General features: G+C 31.5%; 10 protein-coding genes and 1 rRNA gene. 2 read left to right on the top strand and 9 right to left on the bottom strand.

What is annotated here, in order from left to right; genetic code table 11:
• Positions 1-96: 96 nt before the first annotated feature.
• Complete coding sequence (locus AC4FRF_RS13590; protein ID WP_491160116.1) at positions 97-834, top strand: Dph6-related ATP pyrophosphatase; 738 nt, start codon at positions 97-99, stop codon at positions 832-834.
• Positions 835-910: 76 nt separating this feature from the next.
• Here AC4FRF_RS13590 and lon read toward each other — a convergent pair whose 3' ends face one another.
• The 8 genes from lon to AC4FRF_RS13550 form a co-directional block, all read right to left on the bottom strand.
• Positions 911-3,361, bottom strand: a complete 2,451-nt coding sequence (lon, locus tag AC4FRF_RS13585) for an endopeptidase La (protein ID WP_491160114.1) — start codon at positions 3,359-3,361, stop codon at positions 911-913.
• A 223-nt stretch (positions 3,362-3,584) separates the two neighbouring features.
• Positions 3,585-4,460, bottom strand: coding sequence for a DUF6252 domain-containing protein (locus AC4FRF_RS13580; RefSeq protein WP_491160112.1), 876 nt, complete (start codon positions 4,458-4,460; stop codon positions 3,585-3,587).
• A 53-nt stretch (positions 4,461-4,513) separates the two neighbouring features.
• The gene (locus AC4FRF_RS13575; RefSeq protein ID WP_491160110.1) at positions 4,514-5,830 is read right to left on the bottom strand and encodes an MFS transporter; all 1,317 of its coding nucleotides are present in this window, start codon (positions 5,828-5,830) and stop codon (positions 4,514-4,516) included.
• A 132-nt stretch (positions 5,831-5,962) separates the two neighbouring features.
• Positions 5,963-6,781, bottom strand: coding sequence for a M48 family metallopeptidase (locus AC4FRF_RS13570; protein ID WP_491160108.1), 819 nt, complete (start codon positions 6,779-6,781; stop codon positions 5,963-5,965).
• Positions 6,782-6,814: 33 nt separating this feature from the next.
• The gene (locus tag AC4FRF_RS13565) at positions 6,815-9,211 is read right to left on the bottom strand and encodes a glycoside hydrolase family 31 protein (RefSeq protein ID WP_491160107.1); all 2,397 of its coding nucleotides are present in this window, start codon (positions 9,209-9,211) and stop codon (positions 6,815-6,817) included.
• A 206-nt stretch (positions 9,212-9,417) separates the two neighbouring features.
• On the bottom strand, positions 9,418-11,322 hold the full coding sequence (glgB, locus tag AC4FRF_RS13560) for a 1,4-alpha-glucan branching protein GlgB (protein ID WP_491160105.1): 1,905 nt from the start codon (positions 11,320-11,322) through the stop codon (positions 9,418-9,420).
• Between the two features lie 65 nt (positions 11,323-11,387).
• Positions 11,388-12,668, bottom strand: coding sequence for a glucose-1-phosphate adenylyltransferase (locus AC4FRF_RS13555; protein ID WP_491160103.1), 1,281 nt, complete (start codon positions 12,666-12,668; stop codon positions 11,388-11,390).
• A complete protein-coding gene (locus tag AC4FRF_RS13550) occupies positions 12,665-14,086 on the bottom strand; it encodes a glycogen synthase (protein WP_491160101.1) in 1,422 nt (473 codons plus the stop codon). Before AC4FRF_RS13550 ends, AC4FRF_RS13555 begins: the two co-directional genes overlap by 4 nt.
• A 409-nt stretch (positions 14,087-14,495) precedes the next feature.
• On the opposite strand from AC4FRF_RS13550, the gene AC4FRF_RS13545 reads away from it, so the two are divergent.
• A complete protein-coding gene (locus AC4FRF_RS13545) occupies positions 14,496-15,134 on the top strand; it encodes an endonuclease III domain-containing protein (protein ID WP_491160099.1) in 639 nt (212 codons plus the stop codon).
• Between the two features lie 190 nt (positions 15,135-15,324).
• Here the strand turns inward: AC4FRF_RS13545 and rrf are convergent.
• Positions 15,325-15,398: ribosomal RNA gene (gene rrf, locus AC4FRF_RS13540) — 5S ribosomal RNA — on the bottom strand; the annotation flags it as partial.

Raw genomic sequence — 15,398 nt, 5'->3', positions numbered from 1 at the left:
AATAAATTAAGCCAGAATTTCAAAGTTACAAAGGTTTAATCAACTAATTGAAGTATTTTTGTAAGTTTAGCTCTTAAAATTATAATAAAATTTACATTGAAGAAAGCCCTTTTTAACTGGAGTAGCGGAAAAGATTCTGCTTTAGCCTTATACAAAATACTTCAAAATCCAGAATTTAAAATTGAATGTTTATTAACTAGTGTTAATCAACAATTCCAACGCATTTCAATGCACGGTGTTCGTGTAGAATTGTTAGAACAGCAAGCTCAAAGTATTGGAATCCCTCTAGAAATCATGCAAATTCCAGAAATGCCTACTATGGAAGTGTATGAGAATGTCATGCAAAAAACTTTAGAAAAATTAAAAGAAAAAGAAATAACGCATTCTGTTTTTGGAGATATTTTTTTAGAAGATTTGCGTAAATATCGAGAGGACAAATTAGCAACCATGGGTTTTGAAGGTGTTTTTCCACTTTGGAAAATTCCAACCAAAGATTTGATTCAGGAATTTATTTCTTTAGGATTTAAAACAATTGTTGTTTGTGTAAACGAACGTTATTTAGACAAAAGTTTTGTGGGAAGAATAATTGACCAACAATTCATTGATGATTTGCCTGAGCATGTTGATGTTTGTGGAGAAAATGGTGAATTTCATACGTTTAGTTTTGATGGCCCAATTTTCAACAAACCCATCGATTTTGAAATTGGCGAAATTGTCTACAGAAAATACGAGAAACCAAAACAAGAATCTTCCAATACTGCATGTGATTCAGATGCCACTGATGCCTATGATTACGGCTTTTGGTATTGTGATTTAATTCCCAAAAAAGACTAAAAAAAACCTAACAGATTTTTAAAATCTGTTAGGTTTAACTAAATCATTCGATTTTATTTTCGATTAACTTAATAAATTACAATTTCTTTGCGTTTTTTACTTTTTGGTCTGTAATAGCAATGGCCAAAACTTCACTCATTTCTTTCACATAATGAAATGTAACTCCATTTAAGTATTCTGGTTTTATTTCATCTACATCACTTTTGTTTTCGTGACATAAGATGATTTCTTTAATGTTAGCTCTTTTAGCCGCTAAGATTTTTTCTTTAATTCCACCTACAGGCAATACCTTTCCTCTCAACGTTATTTCACCTGTCATGGCAATGTTTTTCTTCACTCTTTTTTGTGTAAACAAAGATACTAACGAAGTTAACATTGCTATACCTGCACTTGGTCCATCTTTTGGAGTTGCTCCTTCTGGAACGTGCAAGTGAATGTTGTATTTAGAAAGTAATTCCGAATTCAATCCCAATTGATCTACATTGGCTTTAATATATTCTAAAGCAATTGTAGCCGATTCTTTCATTACCGTACCTAAATTACCAGTAATACTCATCCCTCCTTTTCCTGGCGAAAGTAAAGATTCAATAAATAAAATATCTCCACCCACACTCGTCCACGCTAAGCCAGTAACAACTCCTGCTACATCATTACTTTCGTATTTATCACGTTCTAATCTTGGGACACCTAAAACTTTCACAATGTCTTCATCGGTAACTTTTTTATTGTATTCCTCTTCCATTGCAACAGATTTTGCAGCATTACGAATTACCTGCGCAATTTTAGCTTCCAATCCGCGAACACCAGATTCTCGAGTATAGCCCTCAACAATTTTTTCCAATTGCTTTTTACCAATAGTCAAATCTTTTGAAGTTAATCCGTGTTCTTTTAATTGACGAGGAAACAGGTGTTGTTTAGCAATTTCCACTTTCTCTTCAATGGTATATCCGGACATTTTAATAATCTCCATTCTATCTCTCAAAGCTGGCTGAATTGCGCTCATATTATTAGAAGTAGCAATAAACATCACTTTAGATAAATCATATCCTAACTCCACAAAATTATCGTAAAACGCACTGTTTTGTTCAGGATCCAAAACTTCTAATAATGCAGAAGATGGATCACCATGATTGCTATTTGATAATTTATCAATTTCATCTAAAACAAAAACTGGATTAGAAGTACCCGCTTTTTTCAAACTTTGAATAATCCTACCTGGCATTGCTCCAATATAGGTTTTTCTATGTCCTCGAATTTCTGCTTCATCACGCAAACCTCCTAAAGAAATACGAACATATTCTCTACCCAATGCTTCAGCAACCGAACGCCCAATTGAAGTTTTACCTACTCCCGGAGGTCCTGTTAAGCAAATAATAGGCGATTTCATATCATTTCGTAATTTCAAAACAGCCAAATGCTCAATCATTCTTTTCTTGACTTCTTCCAAACCAAAATGATCACGGTCTAGTATTTTTTGAGCATTTTTCAAATCAAAATTATCTTTGGAATATTCGTTCCAAGGCAAATCCAACAACAACTCCATATAGTTTCTTTGAATACCATAATCAGGAGCCTGTGGATTCATTCGACGCATTTTAGTTAATTCTTTTTCAAAAATAGATTGCGTTTTTTCATCCCATTTTTTAGTTTTAGACTTCACTAACATTTCGTCCATTTCTTCTTCCTGAGTCGAACCACCTAATTCTTCTTGGATGGTTTTCATCTGTTGGTGCAAGAAATATTCTCTTTGCTGCTGGTCTAAATCAAAACGTACTTTAGATTGAATATCATTTTTAAGTTCCAACTTTTGCAACTCAATATTCATATATTTTAAAGTTTCTAAAGCCCTGTCTTTAAGATTATTGATAGCCAACAAGTCTTGTTTTTCTTTAACAGATAAATTCATGTTAGAAGTAACAAAATTGATTAGAAAAGATTGACTTTCAATGTTTTTTATCGCAAAAGTAGCCTCACTTGGAATATTCGGACTTACTTTAATAATCTGAATAGCCAATTCTTTTATAGAGTCTAATATTGCTAAAAACTCTGAATCTTCCTTATCAGGTCTTTCTTCTGAAAAATCTTTAATTTGAGCTGAAATATAAGGCTCCTCCGAAGTAACAGATTCTATCTCAAAACGTTTCTTTCCTTGTAAAATTACTGTGGTAGTCCCATCTGGCATTTTAAGTACACGTAAGATACGCGCAACGGTTCCAATAGAATTGATATCCTCTTTTGTAGGATCTTCAATTTCTTCATTCTTTTGAGCTACAACACCTATTATTTTTCCATCGGCATTTGCATCGTCAATTAACTTTATAGACTTGTCTCTCCCTGCAGTAATAGGAATTACTACTCCAGGAAACAAAACCATGTTACGTAATGGAAGAATTGGTAACGACTCAGGCAACTGTTCATTTATCATTTCTTCTTCATCCTCAGGTGTCAATAAAGGGATTAATTCCGCTTCTGAATCAAATTCTTGTTGTGACAGATTGTCAATAGTAAGTATTTTATGTTTTGACATAGTATAATTTAAGTCTTTTTGTCATTATAAATTACATTTATATAATAACAAAGTTAGTATTTATGTATTTTATATTATTGATAATCAAACAATAACACAAACAACTAGTATTCATTTCTATTTATAAGTCAATCATTGTGCCATAAAAACAGCTAAAAAACCAATTGCCCTCAAAAAGGAACTTACTTTTTGAGGGCAATTGAACTTTCGTATTTATTTTTTTCTAATATTCTACATCAAAATTGCCTTCGGTTATAATAAATGGTGTTGCACCATTAGTCGTAAATTGAAATGTTCCTTTTATTCTATCATTTGTTTTAGAAGTAATAGTTATATTTCCTGAAACAGCTTGGTATTCATCATTTACATCTTCATAATACCCCTGAACATCAGCTCCAACAGTACTTGTAATAATATGACTTCCTGTTTCTAAAGTGTTTTTTATTGCAATTGACAAGTTATTAAAATTAGCATCTAAAGCGCCAATAGTTATAAAATCCTCAATTTCAATAACAGAAATATCAGTTGCTACAAAATTTGTCCCTCCTACTTTTGCAGTAAATACATCCGTTGATTCTTCTTGAGTTGTATATGGAATATCTTTGAAAACACCATTTGTGAAGTTAATTGCTGCTTTAGGGGTATCTGAATCTGACCAATAACCTTTAAAATTAAAAGTCCCTGAAATAGTTTTAGTTTCCGTATTAATACTTGTAATAGTTACAGAACCTGTATTCTCGGTTGGATTATCATCATTAATACTCCAAAAACCATACTCGGTTCCATCTGGCGAATAAACAACAAAATTTTCATTAGCTGCATAGGTCCCCACAGTAGCCCCCTCAATCATAATAGCAAAACCTTCTCCTTTCGAATTAGTTGCTGAGATTTCGATAAAATGCCCTGAAACTACAGCTTGAGTCTCATTCGATGTCCATGTTTTTCCACTAAAATCAGCCTTAAAAACTCCTGAATTTACTGTTCCTCCAGTATCAGGATCAGGAGTTACTGCTCCATCAATTGGCTCATAAGTACATGAAGCAAAAACAGTTATTACTAATAATAGTATAAATTGTGACGTACTTTTTAATATTTTCATAAATAGGAGTTTTTTATCTTCTCCAAATATAATTTTTTATTTTATTTTTCTTACTATTTTCTAGGTACTTTTCTTAACAAAACTACTCCTATAATAAAAAATACAGCCAAAAATACAATTGCAAATCGGGGACTACCAGTAATTTGATCAATAATTCCATAAACTAACATTCCAATTACAATTCCTATTTTTTCGGCAACATCATAGAAACTAAAAAAAGAAGCTGTATCATCGGTTTCAGGTATTAATTTAGAATATGTAGAACGTGACAAAGACTGAATTCCGCCCATCACTAAGCCTACCAAAGCAGCCATAATATAAAAATGAATAGGTAATAGAATAAAATAAGCTGCAACACACAATACAATCCAGATACTGTTTATGAAAATTAATGTATTGATATTTCCAAACTTCTCAGAAGCTTTTGAAGTAGTGTAAGCCCCTAAGATAGCCACAATTTGAATTAACAATATACAAATAATCAAGCCAATAGTACTTTGCTCTTTAGATTCCCAAGCGATTTGTTGTGCACCAAAATAGGTTGCTACTAACATCACTGTTTGAACAGCCATACTGTAAACAAAAAAACTACGTAAATATTTTTTTAGACGAATATTCTCTTCTAATAAAACCCAAACTTTTTTAAGCTCTCTAAAACCATTAAAAACAATTGCTTTTGTAACTTTTTGTTGAGAATCTTTATTCCCTTTTGGTAAATAGTAATACGTATATTGACTAAATAAAATCCACCAGACTCCAACCATTACAAAAGAATATCGCATGGCTTTCATAGCTGCTGGTTCTCCATCTGTTCCTACAATGTTGAATATTTCAGGTTTCATTACCATGGCCAAATTAATAACCAAAAGTATAACACTACCAATATAGCCTAATGAATATCCTTTGGCACTAACAGCATCTTGTTGCTCTTCAAAAGCTATATCTGGTAAATACGAATTATAAAAGACTAAGCTTCCCCAAAAACCAATTAATCCTAATAGATAAAATAACAAACTAAAATATATATTTTCTAAACTAAACCAGTACAATGCCATACAGGATAAAGCCCCCATATAACAAAAAAACTTCATGAAAAATTTTTTATTCCCCACATAATCTGCAATTCCAGATAATAATGGTGATAAAAAAGCAACTTTCAAGAATGCTAAAGCAGTAACAAAACTAATAAGTGCCGAATTCTTAACACTAAGACCAAATATACTTATATAATGCCCTCTATCAGCAAACAAAGCCTCGTAAAAAATAGGGAAAACCGCAGATGATATTACCAATGGATAAACTGAATTGGCCCAATCGTAAAAAGCCCAGGCATTTAATAATTTTTTGTCTCCTTTTTGTAAATGGTTCATTGTTTCTTTTTTTTGACGAATTTATTGTTTTTTTCTAAATAGTTTCTATTTAAATTTATTAAAAAACATTCCTAAACAACATAAAAAAAGCCAATTCAAATGAATTGGCTTCAATATCTATTTTCAATTTGACTATTTAAATACTACTCCAAATTTGGCTGCAACTGCCTTAGCTTCCGGAACCATTGCTTTCAAATTAGCAATTCTAGTTGCATCTGAAGGGTGCGTACTTAATAATTCAGCTGGCGCTTGTCCACCTGAATTAGCAGACATTCTTGTCCAAAAACTAATAGCCTCATCTGGATTATAGCCTGCTATTGCCATTAATATTAAACCTATTTTATCAGCTTCTGTTTCATGGCTTCTACTAAAAGGAAGCATTACCCCTACTTGAGAACCTATTCCATAATATTGTTGCCACATTTGTTGCTTTTCAGCAGATTGACTTCCTGTTGCTGCAGCAACACCAGCCGCGCCTAAAGTTTGCAATTGAGAAGCACTCATACGCTGTGCACCATGATTAGCAAGAGCATGAGAAACCTCATGTCCCATTACAGTAGCTAATCCTGCATCTGTTTTAGTAATTGATAAAATTCCAGAATAAACTACAATTTTTCCCCCAGGCATACACCAAGCATTCACCTCTTTACTATCTACTAGCTTATATTCCCATCGATAATCTTTTAAATAATCCGATTGACCTAGCGAAGCCAAATAACGTTCAGCAGCCGATTTAATTTTCATCCCGACTGTTTCTACTTTCTTAGCATCAGCTGTACCGGAAATAACTTTATTTTCTTTCAAAAAAGCACCATATTCTTGAAACGAAGATGGAAACAATTCACTATTAGAAACAAAATTCAATGTTCTTTTTCCAGTTAATGGATTTGTTGCGCAAGAATATACCAAGCCTAGAGTTACAATCCCTATTAATACTAAATTCTTTTTCATAAGACTTCTGTTTTACTTACAAAAATACAATTATTATCCTATAATATGCAAAACATTAAAATCTTTAGGAACAATTAAATATTGATTTTCTTTAAAGCTTTTAGCATCAAAACTGATTTTTTCATTATCGATTTGAATTGTTTTTATTTCAAAAGGCAGTCCAACAAAATTGATTTTAAAATTTGAATAAAGAGTATCGTATTTTCCTTCTTTATGCAATTGGATGTTCACTTCTTTTTCTTTTCCTGTCATTTGAAAGGATAAAAAGCTAAATCTTCCTTTTTTATAATCATAACCATCTTGCGCATCTTCATACACTACCGATTTTTCTTTTCCTTCTTTATAATAGACATCTAAGGTTAATTCATCAAACTCTAATTCGCCTACATATTGTTGTACTGGATATTTAGGTATAATAGCACCTGCCTTAACAAAAACAGGAATTTCATCAAATTTAGTATCAATCCACATTTCCTTTCCTCCCTTTACCAAAGAATTAGTCCAGTAATTATACCACTGACCTCGAGGAACATACATCCTTCTTCCTAAAGCATTAGGTTCTAAAATAGGACAAACTAAAATTTGATTACCAAAAATAAATTCGTCATTTCTATAATGTGTTTGAATATCTTCTTGATCAAAATAAACTAATGGTTTTAACATTGGAGTACCTTCTTCAATATATTGCCAGAACATGGTGTATAAATACGGTAATAATTGATAACGTAGATTGACAAATTTTCTAGTAATATCAATTACTTCTTCATCAAAAGCCCAAGGTTCTTGATTACCATGATCTCCTGAAGAGTGTGTTCTACAAAATGGATGGAAAACTCCTAATTGAATCCATCGAGCATATAATTCTCCTGTAGGCTGTTCCGCAAATCCTCCAATATCAGAACCCGTAAACCCCATTCCTGAGATAGACATTCTTTGTACTTGAATATTAGCAATCCATAGATGTTCCCAAGTAGCCACATTATCTCCTGTCCAAGATGAAGTATAACGCTGTGCTCCTGAGTAAGCCGATCTGGTAATAATAAAAGGTCTCTTTGGATAAGCAAAACGTTTTACACCATGATAAGTGGCTCTTGCCATTTGCGTCCCATAAATATTGTGTGCTTTTCTATGACTACATGGATTTCCATCATAATCATGACGCACATCATTAGGGAATGTTTTATTAGGAACTTCCATAACTGCTGGCTCATTCATATCATTCCAAACACCTTTGACACCTATTTCAGAAATTAATTCTTTAAATAATCCTGCCCACCATTCTCTTACTTCGGGATTGGTATAATCTGGGAAATTACATTCTCCTGGCCACACTTTTCCTTTCATATATGGACCATCAGCACGTTTACAAAAGTAATCTTTAGCTAGAGCTTCTTTATAAACCCAATATTCTTTATCAATTTTAATCCCTGGATCAATAATAACAATGGTTTTAAACCCGTCTTCAGCTAATTCCGAAACCATTCGTTTTGGATCAGGAAAGTATTCTTTATTCCAGGTAAAACATCTGAAACCTTCCATATAATCAATATCTAAATAAATAGCATCACAAGGAATTTGTAATTCTCTGAACTTAGCCGTAACTTCTTTTACATTACTTTCGGGATAATAACTCCATTTACATTGGTGGTAACCTAAGGCCCATAAAGGCGGTAATTCTGGCTTTCCTGTCAAATCAGTGTACGAGGTAACCACATCTTGCATATTAGGACCATAAAAGAAATAATAATTCATTTCGCCACCATGGGCCCAAAAACTGGTTACATTTCTTCTTTCGTGGCAAAAATCAAAAAAAGATTGAAAGGTATTGTCAAAGAAAATTCCGTAAGCCTGTTTGTGATGCAAACCAATATAAAAAGGAACCACTTTATACAAAGGCTCTTGCTCTTTTTGGAAAGCATATTGGTCCGTAGCAAAATTCTCCACTCTTTTCCCTTTTAGATTCATTTGGGTAGCCTTATCCCCTAATCCGTAAAAACATTCCCCATCTCTAGAACCTTTACTCATTTTTACGATATTTCCACCAAATTCGTAGCATTCTTCCCAATGAAAACCTAATTCATCTTCTAGAATTACATTTCCTTTTAAATCATAAATAGAAGCTCTTAAATCGGCTTTCTGAATTTTACAAATGATTTTATTGGTCGTAATTTGATAATAGTCTTTTTCTTCTGTAATTTCTAAATGGTTGTAACCGTGAGAATGAGTTTTATCTATAGCATAAGAGAAATCGTTGCTAAAATAGCCTTTGGTAGTAAAACGAAAACGTATTAAACTATCCCGTAGAACTGTTAATTTTAAAATAACACTATTGTCAGTATAAAAATAAACTGAATCAACATCTTGGGTGTAAGAAACTATTTTGGAAGGGTATAAATCCCCTTTGTATTCTAATTCTGTATTTGTAATCATATCTACAGTATTTATATTAATATTATACTACTCTCTCAAACTTACAAAAAATCTTTTTTATAAATAAGTAATACTTTTTTTATTCGCGAAAACGTTGTAGTTAATTATTTATCAAAAAAAAGAAGTATTAATATTGAAATTAATACTTCTTTATAATAAAAAATGTTTTTTATGTAGTAGTGTTTTTTGAAACTTCTAAAAAACATTTATAAAATTTTAAAAACAGTAACACTTAACGGAGCTAAAAGCAATTCAACTGAATAATCTCTACCATCATAAGGTGATGATTCTATTTTTAATTCATAGGTATTCAGAACGTTACTACCATTATATTTTTTTAAATCACTATTAAAAATTTCTTTTAATTTCCCTTTTTTAGGTACTCCAATTCTATAATCCTTGCGAACTATTTGTGTAAAATTGCAAACCACAACTAAATCATCTTTAGGTTCATTTCCTTTTCGAATATAAGAAATAACAGCATTTTGATGATCCGAGTAATTAATCCACTCAAAACCTTCAGGACTAAATTGTTTTTGATACAAAGCAGGCTCTGATTTATATAACTTATTTAAATCCTTAATCAATTCTTGCACACCATTATGAACAGGATATTGCAATAAGTGCCAGTCTAAACTTTCTTGAAAATTCCACTCCGCCATTTGACCAAATTCTCCTCCCATAAAAAGTAAATTGGTTCCAGGATGTGTAAACATATAACCATATAGCAAACGTAAATTGGCAAATTTTTGCCATTCATCACCTGGCATACGATCAGCAATGGATTTCTTTCCATAAACTACTTCATCATGAGACAAAGGCAACATGAAATTTTCAGTAAATGCATAAGTCATAGAAAATGTCAAATCATTTTGATGATATTTTCTATAAACAGTAGCTTTTTGAAAATATTTTAGCGTGTCATGCATCCATCCCATCATCCATTTCATACCAAAACCAAGACCTCCTACATCAGTAGGTCTTGAGACCATTGGAAAAGATGTACTTTCTTCGGCAATAGTTTGAACCCCTTCGTAATTAGAGTAAACAACTTCGTTGAATTCCTTTAAAAAACTAATCGTATCTAGATTTTCTCTTCCTCCAAAAATATTAGGTTCCCATTCTCCATCATTTCTAGAATAATCTAAATATAACATGGATGCAACGGCATCAACTCTTAATCCATCAATATGGTAATGTTGTAACCAAAATAAAGCATTACTAATTAGGAATGAACGTACTTCGTTCCTTCCATAATTGAATACTAAACTTTTCCAATCGGGGTGATAACCTTTTCTGCGATCAGGATGTTCATATAAATTAGAACCATCAAAATATCCTAATCCATGTGCGTCATCTGGAAAATGAGAAGGAACCCAATCCAGAATAACCCCAATACCTGCTTGGTGTAATTTATCAACTAGGATCATAAAATCTTGTGGATTTCCAAATCTAGAAGTAGGTGCAAAATAACCAACTAATTGATACCCCCAAGACGGATCATAAGGATATTCCATAACTGGCATAAACTCAACATGAGTAAATCCCATTTCTTTTACATAACTAACTAAATCGTCTGCTAATTCTAAATAAGTCAAAAAACGATTTCCTTCTCCACGCTTCCACGAACCTAAATGTACTTCGTAAACAGAATAAGGTTTATCTAAAGCGTTATGTTCTTTTCGGGTTTTCATCCATTTGGAATCATCCCATTTATGATTCAAATCCCATACAACCGAAGCCGTATGTGGTGGTTTTTCACAGTAAAAAGCAAATGGATCTGCTTTTTCAGTTACTAAACCATCATTATTGGATAAAATTTTATATTTATAAGTAGCTCCTTTTTCGATGTTAGGAATAAATCCTTCCCAAATACCTGAAGAATCCCAACGAACAAAAAGCTCATGCTCTCCTTGTGTCCAAAAATTGAAATCTCCAACTACTGAAACCGAATGTGCCGTAGGAGCCCAAACAGCAAAATACACCCCTTTTACTCCATTTAATTCCATTAAATGGGCACCCAGCTTTTCATATAATCTAAAATGTTTTCCAGCTTTGAATAAGTTAATATCAAAATCAGTAAAAAGGGAATGCGAAATAACTTTACTCATATTATTATTGGTATAATTCTAAATTTTAGAAAATAGAATATTGATAAAAAAATAGTTAATTTAACTTATTCAATTTTAAAATTATCAGGCAAAGTCACACCTTTCTTAATTACTACAATCCCTTCTTTTATTGCATACAAGTCAGTTACAGTGTTCTCTAAATGACTACCTCCATTGATATAAACATTATTTCCTATTCGGCAATTTTTATCAACTAAAGCATTATTGATATAACAACCTTCACCAATACCTATTAAAGTTACGCCATTTTTAAAATCTTTTTCCATATCTTCAATACTTTGATAAAGATCATTACCCATAACATAAGTATTTTTGATAACAGAATCTTTTCCAATTCTTGATCTTACTCCAATAACTGAATGTTTAATTTCTTTAGCATTTAAAATACAACCTTCAGAAATTAATGATTTATCGACCATTGTGTTTTTAAACTTAGAAGGTGGTAACATCCTAGGTCTTGTGTAAATTTTATTGACATCATCAAACAAATTAAATTTTGGAACATCTTCTGTTAATCCAATATTTGCTTCAAAGAAAGAATCAATATTTCCAATATCTGTCCAATATCCTTCATATTGATAACTAAGAATTTTTTGTTTTCCAACAGCTTGTGGAATAATCTCTTTACCAAAATCTTTTGTATCTGGATTAGACATTAACTCTACCAAAAGCTTTTTGTTAAAAACATAAATTCCCATAGAAGCTAAATAATTTTTACCTTCTGCTTTCATTTCAGCACTTACATCTGATTCCCAATCTGGTAATAACTCTTTAGCAGGTTTCTCTATAAAAGATTCAATACAACTATCACTATTGGTTTTTAAAATTCCAAATTCAGGAGCATCTTTCGCATTAACTGGTAAAGTAGCAATCGTGATATCGGCTTCATTTTTAATGTGCTCTTCAAGCATATCATTAAAATCCATTTGATATAATTGATCGCCTGATAATATTAAAGCATAATCAAAATTGTGATTTAAAAAATGAGGCATACACTGTCTTACAGCATCAGCAGTACCTTGAAACCATGTTGGATTATCCGGCGTTTGTTCAGCTGCTAAGATATCAACAAAAGCTTGACTAAAAGCACTAAAAACATAAGTATTCTTAATATGCGCATTAAGTGAAGCTGAATTAAATTGTGTCAATACAAACATCCTATAAATATCTGAATTCATACAATTCGATATAGGAATATCGACCAATCTATATTTTCCTCCAACTGGTACTGCTGGTTTAGATCTAGTTTCTGTCAATGGATACAATCTGGATCCTTGTCCTCCTCCTAAGATAATAGCAATAACATTTTTTCTTTTTGCCTTCATATTCTGTTTAGTATTAAGTTGTACATTTCTATATATTCCTGACTGGCCTTTTCCCAAGAGTGATCGGTACTCATTCCTATGTTTCTTATTTTATTCAATCGCTCTTTGTCTTCGTATAAACTAACAGCTCTACGGATAGAATAACAGATATCTCCAACTGAAGATTGATCGTGGCAAATACCATTTCCATTGTCACCAAAATCAATTACTGTATCTTTTAATCCTCCTGTTCTCCTTACAATTGGAATTGTTCCATATCGCAAGGAATACATTTGATTCAATCCACAAGGTTCTACTCGCGATGGCATTAATAAAAAGTCGGCTCCAGCATAAATTAAATGAGCTAATTCTTCATTATAACCTATAAATGTATTGTAATTTCCTTTGTAATCCACTAATAAACTATTCAATTGATTTTCAATTTGTGCACTACCAGAACCTAATATTAATATATTGATTTCTTTATAATTTTCTGAAAGAGCTAAAGCAGATGCCTGAGGTAACAGATCTCCTCCTTTCTCATCCCATAATCTTCCTATAAAACTAAATAATGGTTTAGTTGGATCAAGATTAAAAAGAGTACATAGAATTTCCTTGTTTTGTTGTTTTCCTCTTTCAAAATTTTTAATAGAATAATTCTTTTCTAACATTTTATCCTTTGCAGGATCCCAAACCTGTGTATCAATTCCATTTAAAATTCCTCTGGACTTATAACGAACTAAATTAAATAATGATTCTAACCCATTAGCAAAATTATTTATTTCATTCAAATAACTAGGAGAAACAGTAGTTACTGCCGAAGCACATTTTACACCAACAGCTAAAGAATTAATTTGATGATCCCATTCTAAAATTCTCACATGAGTTTGATCAAATTCAGGAAAGTAACTTAATTTATCAAAACTAAATTGACCTTGATACAAACCATTATGAATAGTTATCATTGAAGGCGTGCTCAATAATTTATGATATTTATGACAATATTGCATCATAAAAGGAATTAATCCTGTATGATGATCGTGGCAATTAATCACATCAGGCATTGTTGCTCTGCCAATAATCCAATCTAAAGTTGCTATTTGAAATGACATAAAACGTTCTATATCATCTTCATATCCATACACTTCCTTTCTATCAAAAAGCTCTGGGATTTCTATTAAATACAATTCAAAACCTAACTTATCTGTTGTTTCTTTAAGAACACTAAAAGGAAAATTAAAATTCCCTAATTGAACCGTCCCCCAATGAACACATTCAAAATCATTTTCATTTCTAAATTTGGTCTCATAACATGGCATTACCACCCTAAGGTCATGACCTGCATTACTTTGGTATTTTGGCAAAGCTCCAACTACATCTGCTAAACCACCAACTTTAGCTACTGGATAACACTCTGCACTTATATGAAATATTTCCATTTATTGATTTAAGTTTATTTTAGGTTAAAAAAATACAAAACAAAAAAAGTTAAGTTAAATTTCAATCAAATTAATACAAACTGTCGATTATTTAGTAATTAAATAATTTTTAACTTTTTTTAAATATAGTGAAAAATAGAAATATACATCGTATAAAATTAAAAATATTAAGCTTAAAATATATTTTTTTTAATTAGCTAAAAGGTAACAAATACCGCGTTTTTTAACTCAACTAATAAAATTGATAATATTAAAAAAAACAGCATATTCAATCTATATTTTCTCACAATTCATTGCTTAAAATTATGTAATTATAATTTCAAAAAAGTCAAGCAATTTCAAAAAGTAATAATTTCATAACAATAGAAAAGAATAATAAACACAAAAAAAATAATTATTAAATTTGAAAATGGATTTATTTAACAATAACATCAATTGGAAAGCAGAATTGCAACCAATTTTAGAGAAATACAAAGATCAAAAACATCCCTTAGAGTACAAAAGCAGCTATCAATTACTAATTATGGTAATTCTATCTGCACAAGATTCAGATAAGAACATTAATCAAATTGCAGTTCAATTCTTCGAAAAATTTCCAAATATAGAATCTTTAGCAAATTCAAATTACAACGAAATCATCCCATATTTACAAACAGTAAAACACTATCAAAATAAAGCGAATTGGATATTAGAAAATGCTAAAATCATAAAATACAATATTAATATCCCTCAAACAATGAAATCTTTAACAACTTTAAAAGGTGTTGGTCGAAAATCAGCTAATGTCATTATGAAAGAAGCTAAAATTCCATTAGAAGGAATAATGACCGATTTACATGTCATTCGTGTAGCACCAAGAATTGGAATTATTAAAGAAACTAAAGATGGCCTAAAAGCCGAAAGAGAATTAATGACTGTATTGCCAAGAGAAATTTGGAATGATATAGGAATGTCAATTTCTTTTTTGGGTAGAGAGATTTGTAGACCTGTTCCAAAATGTATTGAATGCCCAATAAATTCTTGCTGTAATTATTATAATAAAGAATAAACGAGTAAAATATTCAATAATAATCTTTACAAAAATAGTATAAAACAAAAAACCCTGTTCGTTTAGAACAGGGTTTATAGAATCTGAAAGAAGTTCAGATTAAAGAAAGGCGACGAACCGAGCCGTTAGGCCAACACGTCGTATCTATAAAAAAAAGAGCCCCAACCTTTTCAGGTTGGGGCTCAATAAAGAAAGGCGACGACATACTCTCCCACAAAACTGCAGTACCATCTGCGCAGGCGGGCTTAACTACTCTGTTCGGGA

The sequence above is a fragment of the Flavobacterium sp. ST-158 genome, from assembly GCF_058309975.1.
This window is presented reverse-complemented; position numbering and strand designations above follow the sequence as displayed.

What these genes read in the sequence shown, in the direction of transcription:
- lon (WP_491160114.1), bottom strand. Translation starts at nt 3,361, where the DNA reads ATGTCAAAACATAAAATACTTACTATTGACAATCTGTCACAACAAGAA.
- AC4FRF_RS13580 (WP_491160112.1), bottom strand. Translation starts at nt 4,460, where the DNA reads ATGAAAATATTAAAAAGTACGTCACAATTTATACTATTATTAGTAATA.
- AC4FRF_RS13575 (WP_491160110.1), bottom strand. Translation starts at nt 5,830, where the DNA reads ATGAACCATTTACAAAAAGGAGACAAAAAATTATTAAATGCCTGGGCT.
- AC4FRF_RS13570 (WP_491160108.1), bottom strand. Translation starts at nt 6,781, where the DNA reads ATGAAAAAGAATTTAGTATTAATAGGGATTGTAACTCTAGGCTTGGTA.
- AC4FRF_RS13565 (WP_491160107.1), bottom strand. Translation starts at nt 9,211, where the DNA reads ATGATTACAAATACAGAATTAGAATACAAAGGGGATTTATACCCTTCC.
- glgB (WP_491160105.1), bottom strand. Translation starts at nt 11,322, where the DNA reads ATGAGTAAAGTTATTTCGCATTCCCTTTTTACTGATTTTGATATTAAC.
- AC4FRF_RS13555 (WP_491160103.1), bottom strand. Translation starts at nt 12,668, where the DNA reads ATGAAGGCAAAAAGAAAAAATGTTATTGCTATTATCTTAGGAGGAGGA.
- AC4FRF_RS13550 (WP_491160101.1), bottom strand. Translation starts at nt 14,086, where the DNA reads ATGGAAATATTTCATATAAGTGCAGAGTGTTATCCAGTAGCTAAAGTT.
- AC4FRF_RS13545 (WP_491160099.1), top strand. Translation starts at nt 14,496, where the DNA reads ATGGATTTATTTAACAATAACATCAATTGGAAAGCAGAATTGCAACCA.